We start from the raw sequence: 21,026 nt of genomic DNA, 5'->3' as shown, positions 1-21,026 counted from the left end.
GAACGATTAACCTGTTAAGCCGTTGAAAAACTTTTATTCCTTTAATCTTAATAAATCTAATATAGATTGATTTTTTATTATTTTTGACAGGACAAACACCCCTAAGGTAGCAATTATTAAAATAAACAACACAGCAAATATATAATATATTGTATAAAAAGATGTAGGGTATACATGATTTAATACTTTCATAGACAAGAAGAAAAGGATGGTACTAATAACAATTGATATAAAGAAATAAATAAATATTTCAAATGACAGAAGTTTCATTACAAATCTTTTTCTCATTCCTAATGAAAGATAAATACCCCAAGTTCTTTTTTTAATATAATATTTACTTAGTAAAATACTTATAATACTTGTCATAGACAAAAACAATGAAATCAAGAATGACAATTTACCTAAAAAACCTATATAAGAAGATATTTTCATTTCTTCTATTTGTGTAGTTGATATCTTTTGATAAAGACTTCCGGGTATAGATGCAACCATTTCATAAACTAAAGAATCTATTATCTTTTCTTCTATTGAAGATATATTATCTTCTAAATAAATAGTTAAATCCTTATATCCCGTAAAAATTTTGCTATCTACAGCTGTTTTTTCATCTAAAAGAATAGTAATTTCATTATAATTTATGGACATATTATTTTCGTTACTGTTTGCACTCTCAATAACATCAAAAACTTCAAATTCCCATTTTTTTGTTTTTAATTGATCTGACTCTCTATACATTTTTATAAAACTTAATTTTTCGCCTATTAATTTACTGTTATTATTAATCTCTGTTTTGGGCAATATCAATAGTATTTTACCCTTAAAACTTTCAAAATCTTTAAATTTATAAATCTCACCAAATTCAACTTCATTCACTATTCGATAACTTACATTGGGAATAATTATATCTTGTTCATATAAATTATTTAGTGAACCATTTTGTTTTATCCAGTTTTCTATAGAAGATGTTAATAAGTTGGGTTTTATAAGAGGATGAACGTCAATCATAAATGGATTTTTGTCAATGTACTTAATACCTCTAGTTTGTTCAAGTTGTTTTACTTCATGTATTGGAAATGTTAGTCCCTTATGAGCTAAAACGTTAAGATTCTGTATATTCTCATAAGAATATATTTCTTGCGAATCAATATAATAATCCTGCTTAGCGTCCCAGATACCTTCACTTTCTTTTTGTAGAAAAAAGGAAAATAAAATAATCATCGTGCAAATGCTTAAATTGAATATAATTAGCAAAGAGTGTTTGGGATATTGAACCATTTGAATTACTAACTGTTTTTTAATAAATGAGGAAAATTTATATATCAAATAATCTCCTTTATTTTTAGAGTGACTATTGTTGTGTAATATGTTATTTATAGACTTTTTATTAAATTTGTTAATTGATTTAGTTGAAATTATGACAACTATAGTAAATAAAATGATAATCCATATCGATACTGTATTGATTATAGTGCTTAATTGTGAAGGATTGAGTTCTCCTTCAAAAAAAGTTTTCTTAATTATTAGTTTATGTAATGCTATATTTAGCGGAATTGAAAAAAGTATGCTGGATAAAAAGATAATTAAACACTGAAAAAAATGAAGTTTGTACAAATTTAAATTATTAGATCCTGCTGCTTTAAATAGCGCATCTTTTTGCAATTGAAAGAAATTGAAATAATAAAATAAACTCCAAAAACAAAAGGAGGCAACTATTAAAGTAATTATTTGAAAAAAGAATGTTAAGTTTGTGATGTTATCATATTGGTTTAAACCTTTATAAAATAATTTTTCATTAATAATTCCTTGATCATTATATATTTCTAGTAACTTTAACATTTCCTCTTCATTTTCTTTTGGGTCTTTATTGAATTTAATTAAAAAGTTGCTTGTTAAACTGTTGTCTTTGTTTGCCACTAAGATATTCGGAAAATCATTTACCCCTTTTTCTATATTGTATGGCACTGACCATTTAGCCGAATAATTTTCAATAATGCCAACAAGTTTAACTTGAGTAACATTGTTATTAATTAAAAGTTTTTTTGTGTCGCCTAATTTCCAAGTGGGATCTAGCTTTTCTAAGTAGAACGATTCTATTGCAACCTCATTCTCATTAGTAGGGAATTTGCCTTTTATTAGGTTAATATGTCCAATCTTAAATGCGTCAATATTCATCCAACCAATAGTAGCAGAAAGGTCTTCACTAATTTTTAATGTATCTATTAATTGATACTCTCCCGCATCAAAGTTATTATTATTTAGTAACGATTTTGATTCTTTAATACCAATTAATAAACCTGAATGCTCACCATAATTTTTATATGCTTTATTCTTTAGGCTTGTTTTTATTGCTTCAGATGATGTTATTAGTGAGGTAATGAATGCTAAAGTAATTCCGAGAGCAATGGTCATTACTAAAAACCATTTTAACCTCGCGATTAACAATTTTATTGAAAACTTAATCATGTTTGTTTTCCACCTTTAAAACACCATCATTCATTCTATATAAGTAATGGGGTTCTTTAATTAAGTTTTTCTCATGAGTTACGATTATTAGGGAAATATTATATTTCTTACTTAGTTTAATAAGTAATTTGATTACTAATTTTGTAGTTTCCTGATCCAAATTTCCTGTTGGTTCATCTGCAAACAAAATTTTTGGACAAGTTATTAAAGCACGAGCAATAGCTACCCTTTGTTGCTCCCCGCCAGACAGATAATTAGGTTTTTTACTCAGATGCCTTGAAATGTCTAGTTCATTAGCTAACTCATTAACATTTAACATATTCTTGTTAGAAGCCTTTACAAAATTAAATGGTAACTCTATATTTTCTTTGACAGTAAGCTCGGGTATTAATTGGAATGATTGGAATATAAATCCAAATGATTCACCTCTTATTCGTGACTGTTCATTGTCATTTAGTTCATAAAAGGATTTATTTTCAAAAAAAACTCTTCCATTACTTGGCTTTTCTAGTCCTCCTATCATACTCAAAAAAGTAGATTTTCCGGAACCACTCTTTCCCTCTATTACATATATTTCTCCTTTCTTAACACTAAATGAAGTGGGTTTAACAACTAAATAGTTATTATATGTATTAAATGATTTACTGATTTCTTCTGCTTTAAGTATAATTGACATCGTTTTCCTCCCGTATATTAATATAACGTATTTATGTAAATTTCCATGATATATCGTCCGAAATCTTAGTGAAATTTTCAAATTCCTCCAGATTTAGATATATACTCTACCCATAAAATGTGCTAAATTTTTGGCATATTGGAACGGGGGAGTATTTTTTATGATTATTTTACATGATTTTGGCATCAGTCTTGAGGAATATGCCATAAATGGAAAAAAGAATAAATTTCCAACTTTTGACAAGTGTCCAAATTGTAACTGTGTGGCTTCGGGCAATCTACATAGGCATGGCTATTATTGGAGAAATACAATAGCGGAGGAAAAAGAAGTTAAAATTCCTATTTGTAGGATTATTTGCTTGTCTTGTAAAAAAACTTTTTCTATTATTCCAGACTTCCTAATCCCTTATTTTCAACATAGTCTAGAAATCATATTAAAGAGAATTGAACAGTTTTTAGAGAAGAAAAAGTCTAAAGGAAGCCGACAGTTACTTGCTTTTTACTGGAGGCGGTATCAAAAAAAATTAAGATGGATTCATAGCTTTTTTGTGGATTTAGGGGAGGAAATGGGTTTGTCCAAAGATATGAAAAAAGAGGCCATAAAATATATGAAAATGATTCGCGATTTTGGAGAATCCCTCTTCTTACGAAGGTCGTGGGGTCATTTTTCCTCTTACTTTATGGCAAATTAATTCTGCCATATTTTTGGGGATAAAAAATATTTTTAGTCCCACATACCTTTTGCGTGTTCAAAAAATGGAGAAAAAGGTAGAATGAGATTATGGATGACCGGTCGTCCTTCTTAGTAAAAAAAGGAGGATAAATCAATGACTGAAAAAGAAAGAGAACAAGTAGCTTTATTTCGTTACGGAATCATCGCCCCTTTGTTAAATGGTCAGGTTGATTCCAAGCAATACTTTGAGGAATTAGAGGGAAAAGTCCACTCTATCCCCTATTATGGAGAACGGAAAATAGCTGTGAAAACAGTAAAAGAGTGGCTTCTCAATTATCGTCGAAATGGATTTGATGCTTTAAAGCCAAAGAAGCGTGCAGATCGAGGTAATTCGAGGAGATTATCCCCAGATGACCAGGACCATATTTTAGACATAAGAAAAAAATTTCTCCATATGCCAGTGAGTGTTTTTTATGAACAACTCATCCGGCAAGGAGAAATTAACCGAAACCAAATCTCATACTCTACTATAAACCGTTTATTAAAAAAACACAACCTTTCAGGAAAAATTTTAAGTGCAATTCCTGAAAGAAAACGGTTTGCCCACGAAAAAGTGAATATATTATGGCAAGCTGATTTATCTCATGGGCCCTATATCAAAATAAAAGGAAAAGTAAAAAAGACCTTTTTAATTGCTTATATTGATGATTGTTCGAGGCTGGTTCCATTCGCACAATTTTTCACATCAGAAGGCTTCGATGGTTTACGAATTGTTACAAAAGAAGCTCTTATTCGAAGAGGAAAACCGGCCATCATTTATGCGGATAACGGAAAAATCTATCGGTCTGAAACTCTGCAGTATGCATGTGCCCAACTCGGGATTACACTCACGCACACACAGCCTTATGACCCTCAAAGTAAGGGCAAAATTGAACGGTTTTTTAAAACGGTTCAAACACGTTTTTATCCGCTGTTAAAAGCAGAACCCGTGGAGTCCTTAGAAGAATTAAATGAACGATTCTGGAGATGGTTAGAGGAGGACTATCATCGAAGGGAGCATGCATCATTAGATGGAAAAACCCCACATGAAGTATTTCATTCTCAATTAGAGAGTATCACGTTTTTAGAAGACACATCCATTCTCGATTCCATCTTTATGAAGAGAGAACAACGGAAAGTGAAGGCGGATGGAACGATCAGTTTAAACAAGCAGCTCTATGAGGTCCCGGCAGATTTTATTGGCTATTCAGTGGATGTAAGAATTGACGATACCGGGGTTTATATCTTTAAAGATGACAAGAAAGTGGCTGAAGCCAAACCGGTATCCATGACAGATAACGCCCATGTTAAACGAGTTCGGTCTCCTTTTTCTGTTACCCAACTGGCTGAAGAAGAGAGGAAGGAGGAGAACAATCGTGTATAAATCCTTCTACTCCTTAGCTCGGGAACCATTTTCAAAGGATTTGCGACCACAAGATGCTTTTTTATCGACTGATTATAAAGGGGCATTAAATGCTTTAACGTATTTACAGAAATCAAAAGGAATGGGTCTTCTTACTGGTGATCCAGGTGTCGGCAAGACATTTACGTTAAGAGCATTTAAGGAAACGTTGAATCCGTCATTATATCATGTCATTTATTTTCCGCTATCTACAGGCGGTGTCATGGATTTCTATCGTGGATTAGCCTATGGTTTAGGGGAGGAGCCAAAGTTTCGTAAAGTAGACCTTTTTCGGCAGATTCAGCAAGGAATTGAACGAATGGCTGGAGAGAGAAAAATGACGCCTGTATTTATTCTAGATGAAATGCATATGGCAAAGGATGCATTTTTGCAGGATATCGCCTTATTGTTTAATTTTCAAATGGATTCGACCAATCCGTTTATCTTGATTTTGGCAGGATTGACACATCTTAAGACTCGACTAACAATGAATCATCACCGGCCGCTAGCTCAACGTCTCATTCTGAAGTATGAAATCCAGCCTTTGCCGAAAGAGGAGATTATTTTATATATCAATCACCACCTAAAAATAGCAGGGGCGAAAATGCCGATATTTACTGAATCAGCATTGGAAGCTATTGCATTACGTTCTCAAGGTTGGCCCAGAGTCATTAATACATTAACGATTAACAGCTTGTTATTTGGTTTTCAATTAAAGAAAGAACAAATCGATGAGGAAGTCGTCCGATTGGCCATAGAGGATAGTGGGTTATGAAGCGAGGGATTCTAGTTTATAACCATGATGAGTTGGAATGGAGAGTTTGGATTGGGCAACAGGCTTATTGGATTGCGCAGGGATATCATTTTGAACTGCGAATCCAAAATAGATATTTTAAAGCATTCTTGGAAAAAGATTTGGATTGGTTTATTACTTTAGATCAAGATGTGAAGTTTATCCTTCATCCTAATGAGATATATAAAGTTCGAATTAACATTCAGGATTATATACGTTTAGATGCCCCTTTTTAGAGGGGTTTTCTTTTCTCTAAAATTCACTGAAATATTTTGAACTGATTTTTGCACATTCTGAAATAAAGTGGAAAAATAAGCACATTATTTCAGATGATAAGCCGGATTAATTTGAAATTGATGAGCTGAAATAGTGTGCTCGTTTACACAAATAAGACTATTTTATATTAATATTTTATTCAAAAATATACAAATTTGCAAAATAATTATTGAATTTCCTAATATTTGATAATATAATAAATAATGGTAATAAATTAGAAAGGAGTGATAATATGAAAGGTATGAAAGGTAAATTAAAAAATTTAACTATATCAACTGCTCTTCTTGTAGGCGTAATCGCTTTACCGATTACGGCTAGTGCTTATAGCAAGTCCTATACATTTTCAATGACTCACGGATTTGATGGAACTACAGTATTTTCTTTAAAAAATGCTAAAGCCTCTACTACTGTTAAAGCGGACACTTATAAAGCCAAACGGTTCTATAGATTCTAATAAATCTAAATACAGTGTTGCGTTATATGGCGGGTTTTTTAATTACTATAGTAGTGGTGATATTTCTGCTAATGGTTATACCTACACTAAAAGCTATGGCACTGTTGCTAAAAGAGATAATATACTTAGACTTAGCAAAACTAGTTCCATCGGTTATAGGGTTAAAGGTTCTGGTACTATAAATCAGTAACTACATAAATAAAATGATAATCCCCTTAAATACCTCCCGTTGAAGACTTGTCCAACTAGGAGGGTATGGTATTAAGGGTTTGTTGGCAAGTGGTTTTTTTAATTTGTGCAAGCCCTAGGGCTTGCACAAATTAATTGCCTACACTATATTAATAGATTGCCACAAACAATCATGGGTCGCATTCGAGGTTGATGGAACTCGTTACCGTATGCCACTCGTACTTTCTTTTGTGCTCATCGGATTTTTTATATGGATAGCCGAAAATATCGCAACGTTCTTTGGAGCTTGGGAATATCCAAACTAAACCGATGCATGGAGCCTCGTTCATCTAGGAAAGGTAAGTTCGTGGTTCTTATTAGTGATTGTTAGCTTTCTTATAGTAGCGACGTTAAAGCAGGTTAAGGGAAAAATTGTTTCACCCAAGAAGGATAAGGTTTAAAGAGGCGTTTGATAATCATTTAAAGGAACGAGATAGAGGTTCTTTTTAGGCTATACCCACTAATGAAAGCTCACGTGTTATTCAGTTATCGGGCGCCTTTTTGGAGTCACGATAAAAGAGGCTGGCCAAAAAGTCAGGGTAACTGATTTTTTGGACAACCCCGTGGAGGAAACGTCCCTCTCTATTCCAAATCCATTTCAGCGATCCCCTATCTATCTTACATTACACAAAATTGTTGACGGTACCTAGTCAGTAAATATTGTCCCTATTAATTATCATTTCTCTACATCATTATTCTATTAAAAAGAAAATAATGTTGCGCCATTAATGAAAAAGAAGCTCCCCAAAAGCCCAGTGAAACTTATGAGAAGCTTTATAAAAATTTGTGATTTTTTCGTGGTCAAAATGTGGTCAAAAAAATAAGGAACACCAGGAAACCCTGGTGTTCCAAGATTTTTGAGCAATTATTACATCATGCCGCCCATGTCAGGCATGCCTGGGTTGCCGTTGCCTTTGTTTTCTTCTGGTTTGTCAGCAACAACTGCTTCAGTTGTTAAGAACATAGCGGCAACGGATGCTGCGTTTTGAAGAGCAGAACGAGTTACTTTTGTTGGGTCAACGATACCAGCTTCGATCATGTTCACCCATTCGCCTGTAGCAGCGTTAAAGCCGATTCCAACTTCTTCTTTTTTCAAGCGTTCAACGATAACAGAGCCTTCTAAACCAGCGTTGTGAGCGATTTGGCGAACTGGCTCTTCTAAAGCGCGAAGAACGATGTTTACACCAGTTTGAACGTCGCCTTCTGCTTCAATTTCAGCAACTTTTTTGTAAACGTTAACTAGAGCTGTACCACCACCGGAGACAATTCCTTCTTCCACTGCTGCACGAGTGGAGTTAAGAGCGTCTTCGATGCGAAGTTTACGTTCTTTCAATTCTGTTTCAGTAGCGGCACCAACTTTGATAACTGCTACGCCGCCAGCTAATTTTGCTAAGCGCTCTTGAAGTTTTTCTTTATCAAATTCAGAAGTTGTTTCTTCCAATTGAGCTTTAATTTGATTTACGCGAGCTGCAATTTTGTCGCTTGCGCCTGCGCCTTCAACAATTGTAGTTGTTTCTTTCGTTACAACAACTTTTGCAGCGCGGCCTAATTGAGAAATAGTAGCGCTCTTAAGATCTAAACCTAAATCTTCTGTAATAACTTCACCATCTGTTAAAATGGCGATATCTTCTAACATTGCTTTGCGGCGGTCACCGAATCCAGGAGCTTTTACAGCTACAGCATTAAATGTACCGCGAAGTTTGTTCACAACTAATGTTGCTAAAGCTTCGCCTTCAACATCTTCAGCAATGATTAATAAAGGTTTGCCTTGTTGTACAACTTGCTCAAGAACTGGCAAGATTTCTTGGATGTTAGAGATTTTCTTGTCGGTAATTAAAATGTATGGATTTTCAAGAACAGCTTCCATTTTATCAGAATCTGTTACCATGTATGGAGAAGCATATCCGCGGTCAAACTGCATTCCTTCTACAACGTCTAGCTCAGTAGTGAAACCTTTAGATTCTTCAATAGTGATAACGCCATCGTTACCAACACGTTCCATTGCTTCAGCAATTAATTTACCTACTTCATCATCCGCAGCAGAAATAGCAGCAACTTGAGCAATTGATTCTTTTCCTTCAATTGGTTTAGAAATTGCTTTTAATTCTTCAACAGCTGTAGCAACTGCTTTTTCAATTCCTTTACGCACACCCATTGGGTTTGCGCCAGCTGTTACGTTTTTAAGTCCTTCGCGGATCATTGCTTGAGCTAAAACTGTTGCAGTAGTTGTACCGTCCCCAGCAACATCGTTTGTTTTGCTAGCAACTTCTGCAACTAATTTTGCACCCATGTTTTCAAATGGATCTTCTAATTCAATTTCTTTTGCAATCGTAACGCCATCGTTTGTAATTAACGGAGAACCGAATTTTTTCTCAAGAACAACGTTACGGCCTTTTGGTCCTAAAGTAACTTTAACCGCATCTGCTAATTTATCCACACCACGCAGCATTGCACGACGTGCTTCTTCACTGAATTTAATTTCTTTTGCCATGTTGCGAAAACCTCCTCAAAATTTAAATTGTCTATGATATTGGGCTGTCTCTATTAGCCGATCACAGCCAAAATGTCGCTTTCACGCAAAATTAAGTATTCTTTGCCGTCATATTTTACTTCTGTGCCGGCGTATTTTGAGAAGATAATGCGATCGCCAACAGCAACTTCAACTGCAACACGTTCACCGCTGTCTAATACACGACCAGTACCAACTGCTACTACTTTACCTTCTTGAGGTTTTTCTTTAGCTGTGTCAGGCAATACGATGCCGCTTGCTGTTTTTTCTTCTGTTTCAACAAGTTCAATTACAACGCGATCACCTAATGGCTTTAACAAGGGAAACAACCTCCTCAAATATCTTTTGAGATTTTCAAAATTTATTCCTTATTCATTATTAGCACTCATTGCTATCGAGTGCTAACACCAATTATTATATTAAAGAAACTTCCTCTATTTTTCAAGTCTCTTTTAAAAAAATTTTAACATCCTCTATTAAGTGCTTACCTTGTCAAAATTGTTTTTCTTTCTTAAAACCATTGTGTGTTAAAATAGTCATATGAATCTTTTATAAAGGAGAACTATTCGTGAAAAAGCAATATTGGTGGATCATTGAGCATTTGCTGAATTTTTTGTCGGAAAGGATGAAGATTCGTGAAAAAGCAATATTGGTGGATCATCATTACGTACATCATTATGCAGCTCTCATCCTATATAGGAGTTCCCCTTTTTTATGAACTGGGTGTTGGCGTCGATGAAAATCTCAATGCAGGACTTTTTCAAGCGCAAGCATATTGGTCGATTACAAGTTTTACTGCTGCGTTTGTCATTATTTTATTTCTCCTTCGTCATGAACGAAAAAATAATGTCCGGATTGAAAAAGCTTCTTTCGGCGAATCTGCCATATGGGCTGTTTTCGGAGTTTTTTTAGCTTTTTTCATTCAAACAATCGTTGGCAACATTGAAATATATGTACTTAAAGTTAATCCGATGTCGGAAAATACTCAAGTTATTATGGATTTAATTGAAGCAACGCCTTATTTGATTATTGTCACATCAATAATAGGACCGATTCTTGAAGAAATTATCTTCCGAAAAATTATTTTCGGGGTGATTTATCAAAAAACGAATTTTTGGATCGGCGCGCTTGTCAGTTCGCTATTGTTCGGCATCGTGCATGGGGAGCCTGAACTTTTATTGCGTTATACAGCAATGGGATTTACGTTCGCTTTTTTATATTATAAAACAAAACGCATATTAGTCCCTATTTTTGCCCATACAATGATGAATACAATCGTAGTCATCATTCAAACAATTTATCATGATTAGATTGAAAACATGATGAAGCAAATGGAACAAATACAAATCATTATTGGAGGCAGCTAAGATTATGAATTTTCATCCCGTTTCCATGGGACTCTTCTATTTTATCATGGGAGTTCTATTTACATATTTAGCAATTCATCATGCTGAAAATGGTATGTGGACAGCTACAAATATAATTTTAATGATTTTAGCCACGTTTGATTTTGCTGTTTCCATCCGCATGTTCACTTTCTCATATAAAATTCGGAAAGCAAAAAATAACCGATGAGGTGTAATGATATTATCCCTCTTGTGTAGACAGTAGGAAAAAAGCCTATACTGTCTACTTGACAGGGATATGTTTATAACAGCCCATCGGTTTTACTTTTGATCTGATTCTTTTATTTGAGAAGACTGTGCTTTTTTGTAAGCAAATCTTGAAACAATGATACTTATTTCATACAAAATGAATAGCGGAATCGTGACCATTAAATGCGACAAAATTTCAGGCGGCGTAATGATCGCTGCGATAACAAGCAATACAAAATACGCATATTTTCTAACCTTTACCAAAAACGCCGGATTGATGATTCCGAGTCTTGTTAAAAACATAATGACAACGGGAAGCTGAAACAACAGTCCGAAAGGCAATGTTAACTGCAGCAGGAAACGAAAGTATTCATTTATTCCTATCATTTGTTGAATGTTTAAATCATTGGAAAGCCGCCCCATAAAATCGATGACAAAAGGAAACAAAATAAAATAAGAGAAGCTTATACCTAAAAGAAATAAAGCAACCGACAACGGTATATAGCTTAATGTGACCCGCCTTTCTTTTTCATACAGTCCTGGGCTGATAAACGCCCAAAGCTGGTACAATAAAACAGGGAAAGTTAGAATTAAAGCAATAATAAATGTAAACTGCATATAAACGATTAATGGATCTGCAGGACGAAAAGCATTTAAGGCGAATTGCTTTGCTTCATCAGTTTGCTGTAAAAAAACAATAATTGGCTTCGCTATAAAAAAGCCAGTAATCATAGCAACGAAAAAGAAAACGACTACAATAATCAGCCGTTTTCTTAGCTCCGCTATATGCTCCAACACGGACATTTTTTTTTCGCTCATCATTATTCATCCATTCTTCTTGCTATTCATTTTTCTTGTTTTCTTCATCATCGTCTGCTAAGCCCTTCGTGGCACTTTTAAACTCCTTTAATGATTCTCCTATAGCTTTTCCAAGCTCAGGAAGTTTTTTCGGCCCGAAAACAAGCAGAGCTGCAAATACAATCAACAGCAAGCTTCCAATTCCAATTGTTGGCATTTAATATCGCTCCTTCAATCTTCATTCGAATAATGTTTTAAAAAATATGCAAGAGCCTGAAGTTCAACAGATAGATCGATATGATGAATCCGAATTTTATCCGGAACATTTAAGCGAGCCGGCGTAAAATTTAAAATGCCTTTTATGCCTTTTTCCACTAACCGATCCGTTATTCCTTGAGCGGCGGTTGCCGGGACCGTTAATATCGCAACAGGCACATCATCAGGCAATTCACTTTCTAGCTGATCCAAATGATAAATTGGAACTCCACCAATTTCCATTCCTACTTTTCGTTTATTAATGTCAAATGCAATAACAATTTGTGTGTTGTTATTTTTTGTAAAATTGTAATTTAAAAAAGCTGTTCCCAAATTTCCGACGCCAATGAGGGCAACTTTGGTCAACTCATCTTGGTCAAGCGTCTTTCTAAAAAATGATAACAAATAATTGACATTATATCCATAACCTTTTTTGCCCAGCGCTCCGAAATATGAAAAGTCCCTTCTAATTGTCGCAGAATCTACTTTGACTGCTTCACTCAGTTCTTGAGAGGAAACACGTTGTTTTCCCGAGGCATGTAAATTTTGCAAAAACCGATAATATAGAGGTAATCTTTTTGCAGTTGCTTGCGGTATCTTAGATTGATCTTGATTCAATGCTCATCCCTCGCAATCCAAAACAACCTGACTAATTTTGTTTTTAACTATGTTTTCTAGCAAGCGGCTGCTCGCCTGTATGAAACAATATCAGACTGATAACGCTTCCATCCTGATTTTCTTCTCCGTCTACATTTCTTTTTATTTGTTTTTTCTCCAAACTCTCCTTATATAAAAACTATACACTATTTTTTTATTCGTGTCTTTTGAACGATTGTTACAATTTCTTGTCCTTTTGTTCATCAGGTCAGTTGCCTGCAGTCAAATATATAGGCTACACTTATTCTAGCAAAGATTGAGGTGAACTATGGATGATTTTATTGCAGTTAAACAAAATCACAAAATATTATGGTGCTGACCTTATTTTATCGAATATTAAGCTGGAAATCCAAACAGGAGATAAAATCGCCGTTGTAGGCCGCAATGGAGCCGGAAAATCAACATTATTGAAAATCATTGCCGGTGAAATGTCCTTTGATTCTGGTGAAATTGTGAAGCCAAAAGATTTAACAATCGGCTATCTGGCACAAAACACAGGATTAGAATCAACTAAGTCGATATGGGATGAAATGCTAACCGTTTTTGAAGAGTTGCGGAACATCGAAGCTGAGCTGCGAAATATTGAACAAAAAATGGCAGCTATCTCCTCAGCTGGAGATTCTCATGCTTTGCAAAGCTTAATGAAGGAATATGATTCACTCCAACATTTATATAAAGAAAATGGCGGATATCAATATGAGGCGGATATCCGTTCTGTGCTGCATGGATTAGGGTTTGCTGATTACGACTATTCAACTAAAATTTCGGTTTTGAGCGGAGGACAAAAAACCCGGTTAGCACTCGGAAAGCTCCTGTTGAAAAAACCGGATCTGCTCATACTCGACGAGCCGACAAACCATCTTGACATGGAAACATTAAACTGGCTCGAACAATATTTACAGCATTATAATGGAGCGGTTCTAATTGTTTCCCACGACCGGTACTTTTTAGATCACGTTGTCAACACTGTTTATGAAATATCACGAACAGTTTGTACGAAGTATGTTGGGAATTACAGCGCTTATTTAAAACAAAAAGCGGAAGCGTACGAAAGGGAATTAAAACAATTTGAAAAACAGCAAGAAGAAATCGCGCGGATGAAAGATTTTATTCAACGAAACTTAGCAAGAGCATCGACAACGAAACGTGCGCAAAGCAGAAGGAAAATGCTTGAGAAAATGGAAATACTGGACAGACCTGTTGGGGACGAGAAGTCAGCCAGCTTTTCCTTCGAAATCGAAAAGCAAAGCGGCAATGACGTGTTAAAAGCCATTGATTTGTCCCTTTCCTACGATCAAAAAACTCCGATCGTGAAAAATATTAACTTTTCGATCAACAGGAAGGACTCAATTGCCTTAATAGGGCCAAACGGAGTTGGAAAATCTACCTTATTAAAAACGATCATCAACCGCTTAAAGCCGCTGAGCGGAAAAATTCAGTTTGGATCTAATGTCCAAATCGGATATTATGACCAGGAACAAGCGGATTTGTCTTCATCTAAACGGGTTTTAGATGAATTGTGGGATGACTATCCCGAAAAGACAGAAAAAGAAATCCGAACGGTTTTAGGGAATTTCCTTTTTTCCGGAGATGAAGTGCTGAAAACCGTCTCGTCTTTAAGCGGAGGAGAAAAAGCTCGGCTCGCTTTAGCGAAATTAATGCTAAAAAAAGCTAACTTTCTCATCATGGATGAACCTACGAATCATCTGGATCTCGACAGCAAAGAAGTATTGGAAAACGCTCTGATAAATTTTCCTGGAACAATCTTGTTTGTTTCGCACGATCGTTATTTTATCAACAAAATCGCGACCAAAATTTTTGAATTATCCACGGAAGGCATTGCCGAATATATCGGGGACTATGATTATTACATTGCAAAAAAAGCGGAGATGATCGAGCTTGAACAGTTGAAAGAACCAACTATCGAAACCAAAGAGCAAAAACAAGGAAAATTATCTTATGAACAAGAAAAAATATTGAAAAAAAAGGAACGGCAAAGACAGCGCCGCATTGAAGAACTTGAAAACAAAATAGCAGAAATTGAAGAAGCGATCGCTGAAAACAATGAAATGCTTTGCGATCCAAATATATACCAAGATCATGAAAAAGCTCAAAAACTTCATGATCAAAATGTCATGTTAACGGAACAACTAGATCAGCTGATAGAGGAATGGGAATCACTTCTTTCTGAATAACCGGCTCATGCCGGTTTTTTATTTATTTTGTTTCCTTCAGCATGTTTCTCTCAAACAGTTATCCACATCATTAGTTCCTTACCTTATAATATTTTTCTTATTTGTTCACATTATCCACAACAAACCCCTTTAGTTATCCACATGTTTCACCTTATTTTTTCTTCTTCTATTTCAACGTTTCGTCTTATTTATCCAAAATGAAGATTTTCTTTGTGGATAACCTGTGGTTAAAATAAAAAAATAGGGCCGCTGTTCATTCGACCCTACGTTGCCTCTATATATATGACGTTAATTCCAATCCAGGATGAGCATTCATACGATAATCACCGAAAATTCCTTTTTCATAAAGTACATCAGCGAAAGCTGCAATCATGGCCGCATTATCTGTGCATAAGGACAATGGTGGAATGACAAGGTCGATCCCTTTTTTCTTTTTGAATGCTTCCTCCATAGCAGTTCTTAATCCTTTATTCGCCGCTACTCCGCCTGATAAAAGAACTTGCTTAGCTTGATACTTCTCACTGGCACGAACAGTTTTTTCCACTAAAACTTCTACAACACTTTGCTGAAAACTTGCAGCCATATCTTTCGGATCTATCGTGATCCCTCTTTGCGCCGCGTTATGAAGAGTGTTAATCACCGCTGACTTCAACCCGCTGAAACTAAAATGAAACGAGCCTTCTTCAAGCCATGCTCGCGGCAAATCAATGGAAGCAGTTCCTTCATGTGCTAGCCTGTCGATATGAGGCCCGCCCGGGTAAGGCAGGTTTAATGTTCGCGCAACTTTATCATAAGCCTCTCCTGCTGCATCATCAAGTGTTTCCCCAATCACCTCAAAACAACCGTGCTCCTTCATATAGACAAGCTCTGTATGGCCGCCGGAAACAACTAATGCAATCAGCGGGAAAGAAAATTCTTTCACAAGACGGTTCGCATAAATGTGTCCTGCAATATGATGTACTCCGATTAGTGGAAGATCATACGCAAAAGCTAAAGCCTTTGCGGCATTGACTCCAATCAATAATGCACCAACCAGCCCCGGTCCTTCTGTCACGGCTACGGCGTTCAAATCGTGATACGACAGATTCGCCTGTTTTAACGTTTCTTCTAATACGAGAGTAATTTGCTCGACATGATGGCGTGAAGCGATTTCTGGAACGACTCCGCCAAAACGTTTATGGCTTTCAATTTGGGAAGCAACGACTTGTGCAACAATTTCTTTTCCGTTTTTCACAATGGCAGCTGCTGTTTCATCACAGCTTGTTTCAATTCCTAAAATTAATCGATCTTTCATTATAAATTCACCTGCATTAATATCGCATCTTCTTGGTTATCCGTATAATAGTTTTCCCGGATTCCGATTGGTTCAAAATTCAATTTCTTATATAATGATTGCGCAACCGTATTCGAAACCCGGACTTCTAATGTAACGGTTTTGGCTCCTTTTTCTTTTGCTACGTTTAAAACGCTTCTAAGCAGGGTCTCTCCCAGCTTTTTTCCCCGATACGCTGGAGAAATAGCAATATTGGTAATTTGCCCATCATCAACAATCACCCATAAACCGCAATACCCTACAACTTTTCCTTCATATTCTATTACTAAATAAGTAGCAAAATGGTTATGGACCAATTCCCGATAAAATGATTCCTTTGTCCAAGGAACCGAAAATGACAGCTGTTCGATTTCATAAACACGATGTATATCTTCAACTGTCATTTTTCGAACATTTACTTGATTATTAATCATGTTGACGTTTTTTGCTGCTCGATCCATTTCGCTTCCGCCTCTGCTAACCTTAAATAATTTGGCACAAACTGATGAACATTGACTGCTTCTCTAGTCATTCCCAGCAAACCTAGCAATCCCGGACGCGGCTGGTGCAATGACGGATCCCCGATGACTGCCAGCTCACCCATTATTTCTTTGATCAGATCTAAATGAAGAGAAACGTCATTCCCTAAAAAGAGCACCCGCTTTTTGAGCTGTTTTATTTCATTCAACCAATCCTCTAGCAAAATATTTCTGTCTTCTTTCACACAAAGTATGTTTTCTTTAAATTCATACAGCCCGGTATAAACTCGTCCTCTTCTTGCATCAAATAAAGGGCAAATCAACCCGTCAAAAAAACACCCGTTCAGTGCAAGCACTTCAAGACTGGAAACGCCCGTTAAAGGAATGTTTCTAGCCCATGCAAGCGTCTTAGCAATTGTTACACCGATTCGCACACCAGTATAAGAGCCAGGACCTTGGGCAACCACAATCTTTGTTAAGTCGCTGGGCTGAACGTGGCACTCTTTCAAAAGATAATCAACTGCCGGCATTGCACGAACAGAATGGTTTTTTTTCAAGTTCGTCATATATTCGCCAATAATTTTAGTTTCGTCTACTAACGCAATGCCTAAACAGTCGTTTGATGTATCAATCGCTAATACCGTCATCAGTAAAAAACTCCTTACACAGCTTAATATATCTTTTTCCCTTCGGACTAAAAATTAGAGATCTTGTATTGTCCTGGATGTAACGGATGAATACATCCAGTCTTTCCTCCGGCAGTTGATCTTCTATATAATGCGCCCACTCTACAACTGTTACACCGTCTCCATCAAAAAACTCATCAAACCCTAAATCCTCATCGCTATTTTCAATCCGATAAACGTCCATATGATAAAGCGGCAGTCTGCCGTCTGCATACTCCTTCATGATTGTAAAAGTAGGACTGTTCACTGTTCTGCCAATGCCCAAACCTTTTGCCAGTCCTTTCACAAATGTAGTTTTGCCTGCTCCAAGATCTCCTTCAAGCGTAATCACATCGCCCGCTTGTAAGTGCTGAGCCAGCTTCATCGCCATATTCCCTGTCTCTTCAGGATTTGTCGTTTTTATTTCAAATTGATCCAAATGAATCACCTTTTTTAAAATGATTGTAGCCTTTGCTTAATAGCCGTTTGCGAATATTTTTTTCTTGCAAATAAACCGATGGGCTGCCTTCAAATACTTCTCCGATCTTCGTTATGCGTATTCCTTCTTGCTCGCATTTTTTTTTCAACACTTCAAAGGAATGTTTAGAAGTCGTTCCTACCAGTTCAAAATCTTCCCCTCCAGTGATAGCCCACTCAAATTGCTTTTCTAACGGCAATAATTGTATTGAATCACTTAATGGAAGAAGATCTTTATGTACGACGATTTGTACGTTGCTCATGTCAGCTATCTCATTCAATTCGCTTGCAATACCGTCGCTAATATCATTAAGGCTCGCCCGATCCACTTCAGAAATAATCCTGCCCGCCTTTACTTGCGGCTTCGGACGTCTATGGCGAGATACTAAATATTGATAATCGTCCTCCGGCAAATTGAACTCATCGTTTAATAGAAGGTGCAATCCAGCAGCTGAATCCCCCAGAGTACCCGTAACAAAAACCACATCCCCCGGTCTTGCTGAACTTCTCAATTGGGCTTTCCCGCGTTCAACTTCTCCAATCAAGGTGACGGTGATGACGAGGTGATCAGCAATAGAAACAGTATCTCCACCGATTAAATCCACTTTATATTTTTCTGCGGCATCTGCCATTCCTTTGTATATAGATTGTAAGTCTTTCTCGTGCCATCGAGAGGGAATCGCAATGGAAACTAAAAAATACTTCGGAATCCCGCCCATTGCGGCAATATCACTAATGTTCACTGCCAAACATTTAAAGCCGATATCAAAAGGCTCCATTGTTTTACGCAAAAAATGAACCCCTTCGACCATTGTGTCTGTGCAGACTATTTGCTGAAAACCTTTATTCGGTGTGTAAACTGCGGCATCGTCACCTATTCCGACAACAAGGCCTTCATGAAAATAATGTGCTGGCCGAATACTTCGGATAAACTCAAATTCATCCTGAATTGACATATAAAACCTCTTTCTTTAAAAGATGCTCTCCTAAAGAATCCAATTCAATCCTCTTGTATAGTTTACCGCATATGTTTAGCTTATCCAAGATATTCATAAAATAAAAAAACGAAACGTTGAACGTTTCGTTAGTTGTTCGTATATTGTTGTAATGGCGGTCCCGACGGGAATCGAACCCGCGATCTCCTGCGTGACAGGCAGGCATGTTAACCGCTACACTACGGGACCATTGGTTGCGGGGGCAGGATTTGAACCTGCGACCTTCGGGTTATGAGCCCGACGAGCTACCGGACTGCTCCACCCCGCGATAATTTAGAAAGCTTATATTCAAATGAATTGCCTGGCAGCGTCCTACTCTCGCAAGGGACAAACCCTCACTACCATCGGCGCTGAAGAGCTTAACTTCCGTGTTCGGGATGGGAACGGGTGTGACCTCTTCGCCATTGCCACCAAGCAATTTTTTTCTATTCATTGTTCCATTCAGTTCGATGGACAACTAATATTATAACTTTTTGATCGCAGTTGTCAATACTTTTTTGAATATCATTCTTTCAAAACTAGATAACGGTTCCTTCACGAATAGATGCTCCTACTTGGTTAAGTCCTCGATCGATTAGTATCCGTCAGCTCCACGTGTCACCACGCTTCCACCTCGGACCTATCTACCTCGTCATCTTCAAGGGATCTTACTCGCTTTTCGCGATGGGAAATCTCATCTTGAGGGGGGCTTCACGCTTAGATGCTTTCAGCGCTTATCCCTTCCGCACATAGCTACCCAGCGGTGCCCCTGGCGGGACAACTGGTACACCAGCGGTGCGTCCATCCCGGTCCTCTCGTACTAAGGACAGCTCCTCTCAAATTTCCTGCGCCCGCGACGGATAGGGACCGAACTGTCTCACGACGTTCTGAACCCAGCTCGCGTACCGCTTTAATGGGCGAACAGCCCAACCCTTGGGACCGACTACAGCCCCAGGATGCGATGAGCCGACATCGAGGTGCCAAACCTCCCCGTCGATGTGGACTCTTGGGGGAGATCAGCCTGTTATCCCCGGGGTAGCTTTTATCCGTTGAGCGATGGCCCTTCCATGCGGAACCACCGGATCACTAAGCCCGACTTTCGTCCCTGCTCGACTTGTAGGTCTCGCAGTCAAGCTCCCTTCTGCCTTTGCACTCTCCGAATGATTTCCAACCATTCTGAGGGAACCTTTGGGCGCCTCCGTTACCTTTTAGGAGGCGACCGCCCCAGTCAAACTGCCCACCTGACACTGTCTCCCGCCCCGATCAGGGGCGCGGGTTAGAATGTCAGTACAGCCAGGGTAGTATCCCACCGTCGCCTCAGCGCAAGCTGGCGCTCACGCGTCTCTGGCTCCTACCTATCCTGTACAAGCTGTACCCACATTCAATATCAGGCTGCAGTAAAGCTCCACGGGGTCTTTCCGTCCTGTCGCGGGTAACCTGCATCTTCACAGGTACTATAATTTCACCGAGTCTCTCGTTGAGACAGTGCCCAGATCGTTACGCCTTTCGTGCGGGTCGGAACTTACCCGACAAGGAATTTCGCTACCTTAGGACCGTTATAGTTACGGCCGCCGTTTACTGGGGCTTCGGTTCGCACCTTCAGCTACAGCTTAAGCGCTCCCCTTAACCTTCCAGCACCGGGCAGGCGTCAGCCCCTATACTTCACCTTACGGTTTCGCAGAGACCTGTGTTTTTGCTAAACAGTCGCCTGGGCCTTTTCACTGCGGCTCATCATGGCTTATCACCTTGATGAGCACCCCTTCTCCCGAAGTTACGGGGTCATTTTGCCGAGTTCCTTAACGAGAGTTCTCTCGCTCACCTTAGGATTCTCTCCTCGCCTACCTGTGTCGGTTTGCGGTACGGGCACCTCTCACCTCGCTAGAGGCTTTTCTTGGCAGTGTGGAATCGGGAACTTCGGTACTTCCTTTCCCTCGCCATCACAGTTCAGCCTTCCGGCAAGCGGATTTGCCTGCTTGCCAGCCTAACTGCTTGGACGCGCACATCCAGCCGCGCGCTTGCCCTATCCTCCTGCGTCCCCCCATTGCTCAAACGGTGAGGAGGTGGTACAGGAATATCAACCTGTTGTCCATCACCTACGCCTTTCGGC

The 21,026-nt window shown here is 37.8% G+C and carries 20 protein-coding genes, 2 tRNA genes, 2 rRNA genes and 1 pseudogene (1 of these 25 only partly in view); 9 read left to right on the top strand and 16 right to left on the bottom strand.

Going from position 1 to position 21,026, the window contains the following annotated elements; translation table 11 throughout:
• Positions 1-33 precede the first annotated feature (33 nt).
• Entirely contained in the window at positions 34-2,463 is a 2,430-nt protein-coding gene (locus NSQ44_RS01905; protein WP_340854630.1) for an ABC transporter permease, read from the bottom strand.
• Positions 2,456-3,139 carry an ABC transporter ATP-binding protein gene (locus tag NSQ44_RS01900; RefSeq protein WP_327848537.1) on the bottom strand — a complete coding sequence of 228 codons (684 nt, stop codon included), beginning with the start codon at positions 3,137-3,139 and terminating at the stop codon, positions 2,456-2,458. The genes NSQ44_RS01905 and NSQ44_RS01900 overlap by 8 nt, the downstream gene beginning before the upstream one ends.
• Positions 3,140-3,299: 160 nt before the next feature.
• On the opposite strand from NSQ44_RS01900, the gene NSQ44_RS01895 reads away from it, so the two are divergent.
• The 6 genes and pseudogenes from NSQ44_RS01895 to NSQ44_RS01870 all read left to right on the top strand — a co-directional run.
• Positions 3,300-3,830 carry a DUF6431 domain-containing protein gene (locus NSQ44_RS01895; protein WP_094244283.1) on the top strand — a complete coding sequence of 177 codons (531 nt, stop codon included), beginning with the start codon at positions 3,300-3,302 and terminating at the stop codon, positions 3,828-3,830.
• 135 nt (positions 3,831-3,965) lie between these two features.
• Positions 3,966-5,234, top strand: a complete 1,269-nt coding sequence (locus NSQ44_RS01890) for an IS481 family transposase (protein WP_044898958.1) — start codon at positions 3,966-3,968, stop codon at positions 5,232-5,234.
• Positions 5,227-6,027, top strand: a complete 801-nt coding sequence (locus NSQ44_RS01885; protein WP_044898957.1) for an ExeA family protein — start codon at positions 5,227-5,229, stop codon at positions 6,025-6,027. Before NSQ44_RS01890 ends, NSQ44_RS01885 begins: the two co-directional genes overlap by 8 nt.
• Positions 6,024-6,281: a DUF5348 domain-containing protein gene (locus tag NSQ44_RS01880; protein WP_041846797.1), complete on the top strand. Its 258-nt coding sequence runs from the start codon at positions 6,024-6,026 to the stop codon at positions 6,279-6,281. The genes NSQ44_RS01885 and NSQ44_RS01880 overlap by 4 nt, the downstream gene beginning before the upstream one ends.
• A 272-nt stretch (positions 6,282-6,553) precedes the next feature.
• Positions 6,554-6,775, top strand: a complete 222-nt coding sequence (locus NSQ44_RS01875) for a hypothetical protein (RefSeq protein WP_340854625.1) — start codon at positions 6,554-6,556, stop codon at positions 6,773-6,775.
• Between the two features lie 356 nt (positions 6,776-7,131).
• A pseudogene (locus NSQ44_RS01870) lies at positions 7,132-7,453 on the top strand (DUF817 family protein); the annotation flags it as partial.
• A gap of 418 nt (positions 7,454-7,871) precedes the next feature.
• Here NSQ44_RS01870 and groL read toward each other — a convergent pair.
• Together groL and groES are read right to left on the bottom strand one after the other, a co-directional pair.
• Positions 7,872-9,494, bottom strand: a complete 1,623-nt coding sequence (gene groL / locus NSQ44_RS01865) for a chaperonin GroEL (protein WP_063388690.1) — start codon at positions 9,492-9,494, stop codon at positions 7,872-7,874.
• Between the two features lie 53 nt (positions 9,495-9,547).
• A complete protein-coding gene (gene groES, locus NSQ44_RS01860) occupies positions 9,548-9,832 on the bottom strand; it encodes a co-chaperone GroES (protein ID WP_063388689.1) in 285 nt (94 codons plus the stop codon).
• A 315-nt stretch (positions 9,833-10,147) separates the two neighbouring features.
• Here groES and NSQ44_RS01855 point away from each other — a divergent pair, with 315 nt between their 5' ends.
• Both NSQ44_RS01855 and NSQ44_RS01850 read left to right on the top strand, forming a co-directional pair.
• A complete protein-coding gene (locus NSQ44_RS01855; RefSeq protein ID WP_340854624.1) occupies positions 10,148-10,822 on the top strand; it encodes a CPBP family intramembrane glutamic endopeptidase in 675 nt (224 codons plus the stop codon).
• Between the two features lie 61 nt (positions 10,823-10,883).
• Positions 10,884-11,087 (top strand): YdiK family protein, encoded by a 204-nt coding sequence (locus NSQ44_RS01850; RefSeq protein WP_094245005.1) that lies wholly within the window; start codon positions 10,884-10,886, stop codon positions 11,085-11,087.
• A 92-nt stretch (positions 11,088-11,179) separates the two neighbouring features.
• Here the strand turns inward: NSQ44_RS01850 and tatC are convergent, their stop codons facing one another.
• From tatC to NSQ44_RS01835, 3 genes are read right to left on the bottom strand one after another with little or no spacing between them, the layout of a single operon-like run.
• A complete protein-coding gene (gene tatC / locus NSQ44_RS01845) occupies positions 11,180-11,926 on the bottom strand; it encodes a twin-arginine translocase subunit TatC (RefSeq protein ID WP_340854622.1) in 747 nt (248 codons plus the stop codon).
• A gap of 22 nt (positions 11,927-11,948) precedes the next feature.
• Positions 11,949-12,122, bottom strand: a complete 174-nt coding sequence (locus NSQ44_RS01840; RefSeq protein ID WP_063388685.1) for a twin-arginine translocase TatA/TatE family subunit — start codon at positions 12,120-12,122, stop codon at positions 11,949-11,951.
• Between the two features lie 14 nt (positions 12,123-12,136).
• On the bottom strand, positions 12,137-12,778 hold the full coding sequence (locus tag NSQ44_RS01835; protein WP_340854620.1) for a redox-sensing transcriptional repressor Rex: 642 nt from the start codon (positions 12,776-12,778) through the stop codon (positions 12,137-12,139).
• A gap of 311 nt (positions 12,779-13,089) precedes the next feature.
• Between NSQ44_RS01835 and NSQ44_RS01830 the strand changes: the two genes are divergently transcribed.
• Complete coding sequence (locus tag NSQ44_RS01830; protein WP_340854619.1) at positions 13,090-15,012, top strand: ABC-F family ATP-binding cassette domain-containing protein; 1,923 nt, start codon at positions 13,090-13,092, stop codon at positions 15,010-15,012.
• A gap of 274 nt (positions 15,013-15,286) precedes the next feature.
• Here the strand turns inward: NSQ44_RS01830 and tsaD are convergent, their stop codons facing one another.
• The 9 genes from tsaD to NSQ44_RS01785 all read right to left on the bottom strand — a co-directional run.
• On the bottom strand, positions 15,287-16,306 hold the full coding sequence (gene tsaD / locus NSQ44_RS01825) for a tRNA (adenosine(37)-N6)-threonylcarbamoyltransferase complex transferase subunit TsaD (protein WP_094245002.1): 1,020 nt from the start codon (positions 16,304-16,306) through the stop codon (positions 15,287-15,289).
• Positions 16,306-16,785: a ribosomal protein S18-alanine N-acetyltransferase gene (gene rimI / locus NSQ44_RS01820; RefSeq protein WP_063388681.1), complete on the bottom strand. Its 480-nt coding sequence runs from the start codon at positions 16,783-16,785 to the stop codon at positions 16,306-16,308. Before rimI ends, tsaD begins: the two co-directional genes overlap by 1 nt.
• Complete coding sequence (gene tsaB, locus NSQ44_RS01815) at positions 16,755-17,450, bottom strand: tRNA (adenosine(37)-N6)-threonylcarbamoyltransferase complex dimerization subunit type 1 TsaB (protein ID WP_340854617.1); 696 nt, start codon at positions 17,448-17,450, stop codon at positions 16,755-16,757. The genes rimI and tsaB overlap by 31 nt, the downstream gene beginning before the upstream one ends.
• Positions 17,431-17,907 (bottom strand): tRNA (adenosine(37)-N6)-threonylcarbamoyltransferase complex ATPase subunit type 1 TsaE, encoded by a 477-nt coding sequence (gene tsaE / locus NSQ44_RS01810; protein ID WP_340854615.1) that lies wholly within the window; start codon positions 17,905-17,907, stop codon positions 17,431-17,433. The genes tsaB and tsaE overlap by 20 nt, the downstream gene beginning before the upstream one ends.
• On the bottom strand, positions 17,894-18,901 hold the full coding sequence (gene thiL, locus NSQ44_RS01805; RefSeq protein WP_063388678.1) for a thiamine-phosphate kinase: 1,008 nt from the start codon (positions 18,899-18,901) through the stop codon (positions 17,894-17,896). The genes tsaE and thiL overlap by 14 nt, the downstream gene beginning before the upstream one ends.
• A gap of 152 nt (positions 18,902-19,053) precedes the next feature.
• A tRNA-Asp gene (locus tag NSQ44_RS01800) sits at positions 19,054-19,129 on the bottom strand.
• 2 nt (positions 19,130-19,131) lie between these two features.
• A tRNA-Met gene (locus tag NSQ44_RS01795) sits at positions 19,132-19,208 on the bottom strand.
• A 31-nt stretch (positions 19,209-19,239) separates the two neighbouring features.
• A 5S ribosomal RNA gene (gene rrf, locus NSQ44_RS01790) occupies positions 19,240-19,355 on the bottom strand.
• Between the two features lie 139 nt (positions 19,356-19,494).
• A 23S ribosomal RNA gene (locus NSQ44_RS01785) occupies positions 19,495-21,026 on the bottom strand (it continues 1,437 nt past the right edge of the window).

The organism is Aeribacillus sp. FSL M8-0254, assembly GCF_038008845.1.
In the GTDB taxonomy this organism is placed as follows: domain Bacteria; phylum Bacillota; class Bacilli; order Bacillales; family Aeribacillaceae; genus Aeribacillus; species Aeribacillus composti.
Note: the sequence above shows the minus strand (reverse complement) of the source record. Positions and strands in the feature narration are given on the sequence as shown.